This is a genomic window from Peribacillus deserti (genome assembly GCF_016909175.1).
Lineage (GTDB): Bacteria > Bacillota > Bacilli > Bacillales > DSM-1321 > Paraperibacillus > Paraperibacillus deserti.
On sequence record NZ_JAFBFI010000002.1, the window covers coordinates 227,386 to 239,995 of the forward strand.

11 protein-coding genes are annotated in these 12,610 nt (G+C 42.8%); all 11 read left to right on the forward strand.

Annotation, left to right across the window (positions count from 1 at the left end; all coding sequences use genetic code 11):
• The first annotated feature begins 117 nt into the window (after positions 1-117).
• The 11 genes from JOC77_RS03275 to JOC77_RS03325 all read left to right on the forward strand — a co-directional run bounded on the left by JOC77_RS03275 (position 118) and on the right by JOC77_RS03325 (position 12,503).
• On the forward strand, positions 118-966 hold the full coding sequence (locus tag JOC77_RS03275) for a gluzincin family metallopeptidase (RefSeq protein ID WP_204538529.1): 849 nt from the start codon (positions 118-120) through the stop codon (positions 964-966).
• 109 nt (positions 967-1,075) lie between these two features.
• Positions 1,076-1,936: a M3 family metallopeptidase gene (locus JOC77_RS03280; RefSeq protein WP_204538532.1), complete on the forward strand. Its 861-nt coding sequence runs from the start codon at positions 1,076-1,078 to the stop codon at positions 1,934-1,936.
• A gap of 127 nt (positions 1,937-2,063) precedes the next feature.
• A complete protein-coding gene (locus JOC77_RS03285; RefSeq protein ID WP_204538535.1) occupies positions 2,064-2,954 on the forward strand; it encodes a nitrilase-related carbon-nitrogen hydrolase in 891 nt (296 codons plus the stop codon).
• Between the two features lie 106 nt (positions 2,955-3,060).
• On the forward strand, positions 3,061-4,404 hold the full coding sequence (locus JOC77_RS03290; protein WP_377337118.1) for an NAD(P)-dependent oxidoreductase: 1,344 nt from the start codon (positions 3,061-3,063) through the stop codon (positions 4,402-4,404).
• A gap of 75 nt (positions 4,405-4,479) precedes the next feature.
• Complete coding sequence (gene preA, locus JOC77_RS03295; protein ID WP_204538540.1) at positions 4,480-5,742, forward strand: NAD-dependent dihydropyrimidine dehydrogenase subunit PreA; 1,263 nt, start codon at positions 4,480-4,482, stop codon at positions 5,740-5,742.
• Positions 5,743-5,776: 34 nt separating this feature from the next.
• Entirely contained in the window at positions 5,777-7,195 is a 1,419-nt protein-coding gene (gene hydA / locus JOC77_RS03300) for a dihydropyrimidinase (protein ID WP_204538543.1), read from the forward strand.
• A gap of 167 nt (positions 7,196-7,362) precedes the next feature.
• Positions 7,363-8,805 (forward strand): NCS1 family transporter, encoded by a 1,443-nt coding sequence (locus JOC77_RS03305; RefSeq protein ID WP_204538546.1) that lies wholly within the window; start codon positions 7,363-7,365, stop codon positions 8,803-8,805.
• Positions 8,806-8,849: 44 nt separating this feature from the next.
• Positions 8,850-9,062: a hypothetical protein gene (locus JOC77_RS03310; protein ID WP_204538549.1), complete on the forward strand. Its 213-nt coding sequence runs from the start codon at positions 8,850-8,852 to the stop codon at positions 9,060-9,062.
• A 113-nt stretch (positions 9,063-9,175) separates the two neighbouring features.
• Positions 9,176-10,642, forward strand: coding sequence for a CoA-acylating methylmalonate-semialdehyde dehydrogenase (locus JOC77_RS03315; protein ID WP_204538552.1), 1,467 nt, complete (start codon positions 9,176-9,178; stop codon positions 10,640-10,642).
• 23 nt (positions 10,643-10,665) lie between these two features.
• Positions 10,666-12,021, forward strand: coding sequence for an aspartate aminotransferase family protein (locus tag JOC77_RS03320; protein WP_204538555.1), 1,356 nt, complete (start codon positions 10,666-10,668; stop codon positions 12,019-12,021).
• A 212-nt stretch (positions 12,022-12,233) separates the two neighbouring features.
• Positions 12,234-12,503, forward strand: a complete 270-nt coding sequence (locus JOC77_RS03325; protein WP_204538558.1) for a DUF1292 domain-containing protein — start codon at positions 12,234-12,236, stop codon at positions 12,501-12,503.
• Positions 12,504-12,610 lie beyond the last annotated feature (107 nt).

The window sequence follows — 12,610 nt, forward strand, 5'->3', positions numbered from 1 at the left end:
GCAAACCTATTCATTGGAGCACCGCTTTCTAAAAAGTCTTTGAAAAAATGAGAATATTGTATAAAATGAGCTTGAATACTTACTAGTTTTTGTATAAACCGTAAGGAGCAAAAGGATATGGTAAAAAACCACACAATGTTACATAGATGGAACCTCGAATCGTTGCTGCATAACGAGGAAGAGCCGTTAGAAGAGTTTGTAGAACATTTAGAATCAGAGCTGACAGAACATCTTCACGATTATAAGACGAACAAATTAAATCAAAATTCTGAAACAGTGCTGGATTTTATAAGGACCATGGAAAATCTAATAAAAAGGGTAGAACAGCTTAGCGAGCTGGCTTATTGTGCGGTTTCTGAAAATAGAAAGGATGCAGCGGCAGTAAAGCTTGAAGCACGGGCACACGAAGTTAAGCAAAAGCTGGATTTACTGCACACTGTTTTTCAAAAACATGTGAAGGGTAGCACCGATGAGAATTGGAATGCCATAAAAAAAGAAATAGATGCCAGTCCTATCATTTTTTATTTAGAAGAGATGAGAAAGCGTGATATAGAATCGGTTTCAGAGAATATTGCAGAAGTGATTGAAGACTTTTCCGTAGACGGTTTTAAAGCTTGGTCAGATTTATATCACCAAACGATTAGCAATCTAAGTTTTCCTTTTACAGATGGAGAGACTAAACAGCTCCTTACGCTTGGTGAACTGTCTAAATATAATTCTGTCAGCGACCGAAAAGTGAGGAACAAAGTTCATGAAGCCAGATCTGGAGTACTGCGTGAAAACGAAGATTTATTTGCGGCTATTTTGAACCATTTTTCTGGTTTCAGGATGAAGACATATAAATACAAAGGCTGGGAATCTGTACTTAAAGAGCCATTAAGGTTAAACCGCATTTCAAAAGACACTTTGGACACCATGTGGAATGCCATTAAGTCAAATAACCATATCTTCCAGCCTTTTTTTTGAACAAAAAAGAAAGCTGCTAGAAATAAATCAGCTTAGCTATTTTGATGTTTTTGTATCAAACGGTTCAAATAATGATCAGCAAAGTTATACACCAGAAGAGGCAGTCTCTATGATAATAAGTAAAACGAAGGTAGATTTTCCGGAGTTTTCTGGATTTGTTGAAAGGGTATACAAGAGCGGGTGGATTGATTTTGAAATTAGGCCCAACAAGCATTTAGGGAACTTTGCCGCTGGATTTCCAGTTAGTAAAGAAACGAGAGTATCCTTGAATTTTAATGGAACTCTGAAGGATGTATCTGTTCTTGCTCATGAGCTTGGGCATGCTTTTCATACAACCGTTTTATTTGATCAGCCTTCCTTTCTTCAGAAATATCCGATGACACTTGCAGAAACAGCGTCAACATTTTCTGAATTGATACTTACGAACTCTAACCAGACTTTATCCAAAGACGAAAAAATTCAGTACTTAGAAGAACAAATTCACGCAGATGTTTTGTACCTATTGTATGTGCAATTTCACTTCAATTTCGAGCTGGAATTATATGAGAGGAAAAAACAGGGTGAATTCTTAACGGCAAAGCAATTAACAGAGTTAGTTGTTAAAAAGCAGAAGGAGGTTCTTACTAATAGTCTTGAATATTATCAAGACTATTTCTGGATTCTCACTCCTCATTTATACTATCTGACTGAACCTTTTTATAATTTTTCTTATACGTTTGGCTTTTTGTTCAGTTATGGGCTTTTCGAAGAATACCAAAGGAATGGAAATGATTTTGAAAATAAATATATCCAATTGTTAAGAGATACAGGATTGTATACCGTTGAAGCATTGTCACAGAAGCATCTTGGTATCGATTTAACACAGCCCGCATTTTTGGCAGCATTCTATAAACCAGATCAGAAGAAATATAGAAGAATATATCCAGCTTACGGGCGGTTAAGCAGAAAGTCAGAGCGTACTCAAACGTAGAGTACGCTTTTTTTTATGCTTTAAATCATAAACAAGCCTAATTTTGAAAATAAATAACGAAGTTCGTACATACAGTGTTAATAAGGCAGTTTTAAAAGTTTTATATTTTTGCAAGGGGGTTTTGCGAGTGTCAGATTCTGTAAAGATCGGTTTAATTCAAGCTTCACATGATGTGGATGGCAATCAGCCTGTGGAGGTACATAAGAAAAAAGCGATTGAGAAGCATATCGGGCTTGTAGAAGAGGCCGCCGGAAGAGGAGCTCAGATTATTTGTCTGCAGGAGATTTTTTATGGTCCTTATTTTTGTTCGGAACAAAATACGAAATGGTACGATTCCGCTGAAGAAATTCCGAATGGACCGACTACAGGGCTGTTTCAGGAACTGGCTCGTAAGTTGGGAGTCGTCATTGTACTGCCCATTTATGAGAGAGAAGGCATTGCAACTTACTATAACACGGCAGCTGTTATTGATGCGGATGGTTCCTATTTAGGGAAATATCGAAAACAGCATATCCCTCATGTAGCCGTAGGGAAAGACGGCTATGGATTCTGGGAGAAATATTACTTTAAGCCAGGCAATCTTGGATACCCGGTATTTGATACAGCCTTTGCAAAGGTTGGCGTTTATATCTGCTATGACCGTCATTTTCCTGAAGGTGCTAGATTACTAGGATTAAATGGTGCAGAAATCGTATTTAATCCTTCTGCCACGGTAGCTGGTTTATCTGAATATTTATGGAAGCTTGAGCAGCCTGCACACGCAGTGGCGAATGGCTATTACCTTGGAGCCATTAACCGGGTAGGCTACGAAGCTCCCTGGAAAATGGGAGAATTTTATGGACAGTCCTATCTGGTCGATCCAAAAGGAAATTTTGTGGCGTCTGCAAGCCGGGACAAAGATGAAGTGATCATTGGTGAAATGAATAAAAAATTGATCAGGGAAGTCAGGGATACGTGGCAATTTTATCGTGACCGCCGTCCAGAAACCTATGGTGAAATGACATCTTTATTGCCATAGGAAATAAAAGAAATATATGTGAGGGTCCGAAATGCGGCCCATCCATCTGTTTTCTTATTCATTGGCTAAGGAGGTATTCTCGGTGGTTACTATTAAAACACAGCGCATTTCGAGCACCCATCTAGAAAAAAACTTTGAAGAGACAGATCCAGGCTTTACCAATCAAGAAGCTCTCGAAGAATCAAACCGATGTTTATACTGTTATGATGCCCCATGTATAAAAGCATGTCCTACCGGAATAGACATTCCGGCTTTTATCAAGAAAATTTCTTCAGGTAATCTTCTTGGATCGGCAAAGACCATTATGTCTTCAAACCCAGTTGGAGCAAGCTGTGCCCGGGTTTGTCCAACAGAAGAGCTTTGTGAAGGATCCTGTGTATTAAACCACTCGACAAGCCCTATTCCAATAGGAAAGCTGCAGAGATTTGCTACAGATTGGGCAATCAACAATGAACAAATCCTATTTAAGCCGGGCAGCCCGAACGGAAAGACCGCAGCTGTCATAGGCAGCGGACCGGCTGGATTATCAGCGGCAAGAGAACTCGCCAGGTTCGGCTTTCAAGTCACGATATATGAAGCAGCAGAGAAAGCTGGAGGTTTAAATACGTATGGAATCGTTTCTTTTCGTCTCCCGCAGCCGATTTCGTTCTGGGAAGTAGAACAAGTCCAAAAACTCAATGTTCAAATCCTCACCAATACCAAGGTTGGAAAGGATGTATCAGCAGAAGATCTCCTGAATTCCTATGATTATATAGTGTTAGCAGCCGGCATGGCTCATGTACCTGATTTACACATTGAAGGTGAAGAGCTGGAAGGTGTCTTTGATGCCATTGAATTCGTTAAGTCTACAAAAAGCGGAGACTTAACGAGGGATTTTACAGGGAAACGTGTAGCTGTTATAGGTGCAGGTAATACAGCGATTGACGGGGCTACCTGTTCAGTCCGATTAGGTGCCGAAAATGTAAAAATCCTCTACAGAAGATCCGTCGATGAAATGACTGCTTATGATTTTGAATATGAATTTGCCAAGCAGGATGGTGTTGAATTCCGCTGGTTAACGGCTCCTAAGCGCATTATCGGAGATGAAAAGGGGAGGGTGACTGGCATTGAATGCCTGAAAATGGCCCTTGGAGAACCTGGCAGGGATGGCCGCAGAAGTCCGGCTGCTGTAACAGGATCAGAATTTATCCTTCCCGTCGATGCGGTGGTAAAAGCAATCGGACAAACAAGACATCTCTCCTTAATTCAGGCATTAGGACTGCAGCATGAAAATGGAGTAGTCAAAGCCGATAAAGAGACGTATCAAACCTCACATCCTAACATATTCGCCTGCGGAGATATCGTATTTGGAAAAGGTAAAGGAGATGCTATGGTCGTCACTGCTGCCCAACAGGGAAAGCTTGCAGCATATGCTATTCATAAGCAGGCATCAGCTGCCGGAACAGCTTGATCTATTGCAGTCTCACAAACTTAGACAGCAATCAATCCTAGCATGAACGATTTGTAGAAAGGGGACAAGAAAGAAATGGCTGATTTAAGCATTAACCTGGCAGGAATTAAATCTCCTAACCCATTCTGGCTTGCCTCAGCACCTCCGACTAATTCTGGCTATCAAGTGCAGCGTGCCTTTGATGCCGGCTGGGGAGGAGCAGTCTGGAAAACACTGGGCGATCCGATATTAAATGTGTCTTCCCGGTTTGCTGCTGTCAGTTTTAATGGTCAGAGGGTAGCTGGCTTTAATAACATTGAACTCATTACTGACAGGCCCCTTGAAGTGAATTTAAAAGAAATCTATGAAACGAAAAAACGTTTTCCTAATCATGCCATTATTGCCTCTTTAATGGTTGAGCCTAAACAGGAAAAGTGGCATGAAATCGTCAAGCGTGTAGAAGATGTGGGTGTAGACGGCCTTGAGCTTAATTTTGGCTGTCCGCACGGAATGGCGGAAAGAGGGATGGGTTCCGCTTCTGGTCAGGTTCCTTCACTGGTAGAAAAGCAGACATATTGGGTAAAAGAAGCGGCTAGAACCCCTGTGATTGTTAAACTGACACCGAATATCACGGATATTACCGTTACGGCCGAAGCGGCAGTGAACGGCGGGGCAGATGCAATCAGTATGATTAATACAATTAATAGCTTAATGGGGGTTGATCTTGACACCTGGAACACGATTCCGCATGTCGCTGGAAAAGGTGCTCATGGCGGCTACTGCGGTCCGGCTGTAAAGCCCATTGCATTAAATATGGTGGCCGAATGTGCTAGAAACCCGCGGATTTCTGTCCCAATCTCAGGCATTGGCGGAATTTCCAATTGGCAGGATGCGGTCGAATTTATATTGATGGGCGCAACAGGTGTCCAAATTTGTACGGCGGCCATGCACCATGGATTTCGGATCATAGAAGATATGATAGAAGGATTGGATCACTATCTAGAACAAAAAGGGGTTTCCTCTTTAACTGAAATCATTGGAAAATCGGTACCGAGGTATTCGGACTGGGGGAACCTTGATCTGAATTATAATATTGCGGCACAAATTAATACCGACGTATGCATTAACTGCAATAAATGCCATATTGCCTGTGAAGACACGTCTCATCAGTGTATAGATATGCTAACAGGAGAGGATGGCAGAAGCTATCTCAAAGTGAGGGAAGAAGATTGTGTAGGCTGCAACTTATGCGCCATTGTTTGTCCGGTAGATGGCGCCATAACCATGGTCGAAACAGCAGCTAGCCAGCCTCCTATGACATGGAATGACCGCCAGGCTGCTCTTAACACAGCCAAGTAATGGATGTGATGGCAAAAAACAAAGGGGGAGAATGATGAAAAAGCTGATTAAGAACGGAACCATTGTCACAGCAGCAGATACATTTTCAGCAGATTTATTAATAGAAAACGGCATTATTTCAGCAATCGGTACAAATCTGCCTGCTGCTGGTGCAGAGATTATAAACGCGGAAGGCCGCTATGTTTTCCCTGGTGGAATTGATCCGCATACCCACCTCGATATGCCTTTTTGCGGAACTGTAACGAAAGACGATTTTGAAACTGGAACCATTGCCGCCGCATTTGGAGGAACCACTACCATTATTGATTTCTGTCTTACTGCTAAAGGTGAACCATTGAAAACAGCCATTCAAACGTGGCACAAAAAATCGAGGGACAAAGCGGTCATTGACTATGGATTCCATCTCATGATCGGGGAGATCAATGAGAAGGTTTTAAACGAGCTGCCACAGATCATTGAGAAAGAAGGAATTACCTCATTTAAGGTTTTTATGGCTTATAAAAATGTCTTTCAGGCAGATGATGAAACCTTATTCAGGACTCTCCTGGCCGCTAAGGAGCTGGGCGCCCTTGTTATGGTGCATGCAGAGAATGGGGATGTCATTGATTTCCTCACAAAGAAGGCATTAAAGGAGGGAAAAACGGAACCTATTTATCATGCTTTAACAAGGCCGCCTGAGGTAGAAGGAGAAGCTACAGGGCGGGCTGCCCAGCTGGCCGGGCTTGCTGATTCCCAGTTATATGTTGTCCACGTATCATGTGCTGATGCTGTTGAGAAAATCTCTGAAGCGCGGGCTAAGGGCTTTGATATTTGGGGAGAAACGTGTCCTCAGTATTTAGTGCTGGATGAGAGTTATTTAGAGAAACCTGACTTTGAAGGGGCTAAGTATGTATGGTCTCCTCCTCTAAGGGAGAAGTGGAATCAGGAGGTACTTTGGAATGCCCTGAAAACTGGCCAGCTCCAGACTATTGGGTCTGATCAATGCTCATTCGACTTTAAAGGGCAAAAAGATTTGGGTAGAGACGATTTTACTAAAATACCTAACGGCGGCCCTACCATTGAAGACCGGTTCTCTATACTTTTCTCTGAAGGAGTAAAAAAGGGCCGGATTGACCTTAATCAATTTGTTGATATCACATCCACTCGAGCTGCTAAGCTTTTTGGGTTATATCCTAAAAAGGGTACTATTTCCGTTGGATCTGATGCAGACATCGTCATATTTGACCCTGAAATGGAAAGAACTCTTTCTGCTGAAACTCACAATATGGCCGTCGATTACAATGCATTTGAAGGTATGAAAGTGAGAGGGGAACCTGTTTCCGTATTAGTGAGAGGGGAATTTGTCATCCGCGATAAAAAGTTTGTTGGCAGCCCTGGTTCCGGCAAATACCTAAAAAGGGCTAAATATAAACAGAACACTTCTATAGATCAAAACGAAACTCTATCAATCTAGCAGTTTTATCTTCAATCTACTATTCCATATTCTACGGTTTCATTGATCTGAACGCCTCCCATGCCGTCCGACTGTGAGCTGCTTCCTCTAATCATTTTCGAGAGGAAGATCGGTTATTAGAAATAAAGAAAAGATTCTATTATTTTAAACCGAAAGAGGAGAGTTCCATGAAAAAAAGCCACCTGAAATCACCGGATTTATACCCCATTCTTCAAAAAGACAGGACCATTACTTCTTTAGGATTTTCTTTTATGTGGGTAGGAATGGTAGTTGTTCTTGCAACCTTTGCGATCGGAGGGGCAGGGGTGATGACTCTGCCGCTGCCGGTTGTCATTCTTGCAACCGTTATAGGTTGTATCGCGATCGGATTTTTTATCTCATTAATTGCTGATATAGGGATCGAACACGGGCTGTCCTTTCCTGTTTACATGAGAGCTCCTTTTGGGACGATCGGCACACATATCCCTTCCGTAACCCGCGGTGTTACAGCATCGATGTGGTTTGGGATAAACACGTATTTCGGGTCTACAGCCATGAATGGAATATTAGATATTTTATTCGGTTTTGATAATTGGTTTGTCTGCTACCTCATTTTCGCGGTTGTACAGCTTGTTAACACAGCCTTAGGGATAAAGTCCATCGAACGTTTTGCTGATCTGGCTGCTCCAATCATTCTATTAATTTCTATTTGGATGTATCTCTCTTTATCAGATACCGCAGCATCAGAAGGACGTGATGTGTGGAGCTGGGCTCAAGACCCGGTGTCGGGCGGCGCGGCTTTTACAGCCTTTTTGGTAGTTATTTTCAGCAATATGGGTTTCTGGGCCACGCTGGGAGCAGACATCCCCTCCATTTCCCGGTTTATCAAAGCGCCTGTGAATGAAAAAAACTGGTTTAAACGAAATAAAGTTTCACTGTGGGGCAATATGGTGGCCATGCCTTTAACACAGACATTTATGATCATCATCGGAGCTGTTTCATACATCGCCGTGTTGAATTCCGATCCAGTAGCTGCTCTGCAAAAGTCCGCAAGCGGCATCATTCTTGCGATTCTTTTATTAATGATTGTTCTTGCACAATGGTCCACAAATACGGCCGCGAACGTCGTCCCTGCTGCCACGATCTTCTCAAATGTCGGCGGACCAAAGTTTCCGTTTTGGGCCGGCGTTATAACGGCAGGAATCGTTGGTTCCGTTGTTCAGCCTTGGAATTTATTTGACGTTATTATCCCGTTTCTATTAGTGGTAGGAGGAATTTTGTCTGCCATCGTTGGAATTCTTTTTGCTGATTATTATTTACTTCGGAAACGAAGAGTCAATGTGCCCCAATTATATGAAGATTTCGGCCAGTACCGGTACAGCGGCGGAGTGAATCTCGCAGGTTTCCTTGCCTGGATCATAGGAGCAACAGCCTCCTATTTTACTAAGGACTATGGATTTTTAGTTGGTTTCCTAGCTGGTGCCGCCATTTATTATGTTCTGGCAAAATATTGGTGGTTCAAGAAATATCGGCAGGCTGAGATTGAGGATCCGAGCGATGAGAAGTACTTAGGAATTTCTGTAGGCCGTGACTGGGTGATTGATGACTATGAAACTGGAGCAGAAAAATAATAGTTACAACTAAGCGTCTAGAGTCAAATTTGGAGGGGGAGGCAATGTCAGAATATAAAGAGTTTTTAACTGAAAAAGAGCAGATTGATGATCTCATTAGGTCTGGTTACAGAATTCAAAGTGTAATCGAAAACTTAGACGGCGCTTTCGTAAATTTTACTCATAAAGATCAGGGTCATTGTAAATCCCTGCATATTGGCACCGCTAATGCGCGCAAGTATTTCTCCAGTATCCTTATGCAGCAGAACAATGGGTAAAATTAATTGGTAAAAATAACCCAAAGTGTGGGAGAAGTCTGCTCATCCTTTTATTACAGTTTAGCAGGGTTTAATAGTAATAACTTTTTAACCAGAACAAAGGAGATGGAATAATGAGTATAACTGGCAGTGATACCATGATATTAAAAAACTATATTAATGGAGAGTGGAAAAGCTCCAGCAGCCGGCGGAGTCTCGAGGTCCCTAATCCAGCAACAGACGAACTGCTCACTAAGGTACCTGTTTCAACAAAAGAGGATGTGAATTTGGCGGTTTCTGCTGCCAAGGCAGCATTTGCCATATGGAAAAGAGTTCCTGTTCCAAAGCGAGCCCGGCTGCTGTTTAAGTATCATACGCTTCTTACGGATCATCACGCAGAGCTTGCTAAGCTGATTGTAAGAGAAAATGGCAAGGCTTATAAAGAGGCTTATGGAGAAGTCCAGCGCGGCATTGAATGTGTAGAATTTGCAGCCGGAGCGCCTACATTAATGATGGGTGAAACTTTATCCGGAATTGCAGAAGAGATTGATTCAGAAATGTTCCGGTACCCTCTCGGAGTTGTCGGCGGAATTACACCGTTCAATTTTCCGATGATGGTGCCGTTATGGATGTTCCCTCTGGCTGTTGCCTGTGGAAATACCTTTGTATTAAAACCTTCAGAGCGTACGCCGATTCTGGCAAACAGGCTTGCCGAACTGTTCTCTGAAGCTGGTGCACCGCCGGGAGTCCTCAACGTAGTACATGGAGCCCATGATGTTGTAAATGGCCTGCTCGAACACAAGGATATTGCTGCCATTTCGTTTGTCGGTTCACAGGCCGTAGCTAAATTTGTGTATGAAAGGGCCGCTGCAGAAGGCAAAAGAGTTCAAGCACTGTCTGGAGCTAAAAATCATCATATCGTGATGCCGGATGCTGATATGGATAAGGCTGTGCAGCATATTATCAGTTCCACTTTTGGCAGCGCCGGACAAAGATGCATGGCCTGCAGTGCTGTAGTAGTAGTCGGAGAAAATGAACGGTTTATCCAGGCCTTAAAGAAGAAAGCTGACGATCTGATTATTGGAAATGGCATGGATGACGAAGTACTGCTGACCCCGGTAATCCGAAGAGAGCATCGAGAAAAAGTACTTAGCTACATAGAGAAAGGAATCGGTGAGGGCGCCGAGCTTATCAGGGATGGCCGAAGAGAAATTCATGAGCATCCGCATGGAAATTTCCTGGGGCCGACCATTTTTGACAGAGTGACTCCAGAAATGACCATTGCAAAGGATGAAATCTTTGCTCCTGTCTTAAGTTTGCTGCGTGCGAAAGATCTAGATGAAGGACTTGAATTTATCCGCAAGTCCCGGTATGGGAACGGAGCGACCATTTATACAAACAATGCAGGTGCTATACGGCAATTTCGTGAAGAAGCAGACGCTGGGATGCTCGGAATCAATGTGGGAGTCCCGGCAACCATGGCCTTCTTTCCTTTTTCCGGCTGGAAAGATTCATTTTACGGAGATCTGCATGTAAATGGTAAAGACGGGGTAAATTTCTATACCCGCAAAAAAATGATTACTTCCCGTTTTGAATCGTAAGTAAAAGAATAGGAGGATGATGAATGGTTAAAATGAGCAATTCCCAGGATACACTCCTTTCCCATGATGAAAGGTATCTTTGGCACTCAATGAAGCCTTATAACCCGAAAGCAACCCTTGTTGCAGCCAAAGCACAGGGTTCATGGGTGACAGATGCTGATGGAAAACGCTATCTGGATGCCATGGCAGGGCTGTGGTGTGTAAATGTTGGGTATGGCAGAACTGAACTCGCTGAAGCTGCCTATGAGCAGCTGAAGGAAATGGCTTATTTTCCGCTGTCTCAAAGCCATGTACCAGCCATAAGGCTTGCTGAAAAGCTAAATGAATGGCTCGAAGATGAATATGTTATCTTTTTTTCAAACAGCGGATCGGAAGCGAACGAGGCTGCATTTAAAATAGTGCGCCAGTACCATCAGCAAAGGGGAGCCCACTCCCGCTATAAAATTGTATCCCGCTATAGAGGCTACCATGGCAGTTCGATGGGTGCTTTGGCCGCTACAGGGCAGGCTGAGAGAAAGTATAAATATGAGCCGCTTTCACCTGGTTTCCTGCATGTATCACCGCCCGACTCTTATCGGGATGATTGCAATGTGTCTGACCCAAGAGACTTGCTGTCAGTTAAAGAAGTTGACCGGCTGATGACATGGGAGCATAGTGAAACGATCGCTGCGATGATTATGGAACCGATCATTACAGGCGGCGGCGTTCTTGTTCCTCCGGAAGGATATATGAAAGCCGTAAAAGAAGTGTGTGAAAAGCATGGAGCGCTTCTTATTTCAGATGAAGTGATCTGCGGCTTCGGCCGGACAGGCAAACCGTTCGGATTTATGAATTATGGCGTAAAGCCAGATATCATTACGATGGCAAAAGGGATTACAAGTGCATATCTGCCGCTGTCAGCAACGGCTGTCCGCAAAGAAATTTATGAGGCCTTTAAAGGATCAGAAGAATACGATTTTTTTCGTCATGTGAATACTTTTGGGGGTAATCCTGCAGCCTGCGCCTTAGCTCTCAAAAATCTCGAAATTATGGAAAAGGAAAAGCTGTTTGATCGGTCGGAAGAGTTAGGAAGCAAAATGTTAGCCGATCTATCAAGTCTGCTTCTTTCCCATCCGAATGTAGGAGATGTCCGCGGCAAGGGGCTGCTGATCGGCATCGAGCTGGTTAAAGATAAAACAACTAAAGAACCGCTGGAAGTCGGCCTTGTAAACCGAGTCATAGCCGAATGCAAAAATCAAGGTGTATTGATAGGGAAAAATGGCACAACCGTAGCTGGATTTAATAATATATTGACCCTGTCACCTCCTTTAAATATTGAAGAACAAGATTTGGAATTAATTGTTGAAACTCTTGCTGCCGCTCTCAGGTTAATTGAATAAGCCATAAAATAAAACGGCCGCTCGAATAAAAATTTCGGGAGGCCGTTTTATTTTTGTTTGTTCAGCATGTTAATCAGCTCATTTGAAGGTAAGCTGATTATCTGCACGAAGCTTTAAGGTTAAGACATCAGAATTAATTTTCATTTTTTAGCATTAATTCTACTTACATTGGGAAGATAAATATAGTAATTCATTTAGGGAGGAGAATGTTCATGGAAAGAATTGAAGTCGGAGAAACATTTACAATTGCAGCCGATACTGGAGAAGACCAGGAAGTTGAAGTACTGGGAACAATTAATATTGAAGGTACGGAGTATGCGGCTGTTGCCTTTGTGGAAGATATCCGCCAGGAAACGGAGAATGATATTGACGTATTCTTTTTAAAAGTGGACCAGGATGGTGACCTGGCAGCTATTGAATCAGACGAGGAATTCGAGAAAGTGTCCGTTGCCTTTGATGAGATCATGGAAGATAAGTCTTAATAATTTGAATGTATAATCGGGAAAGCTAAGCCCTGGATTCGTGTTGAATCCGGGGCTTTCTGCTGCATATCTGCAGCTTTAGGGCACAAAGAATTTTATCTTTCTAT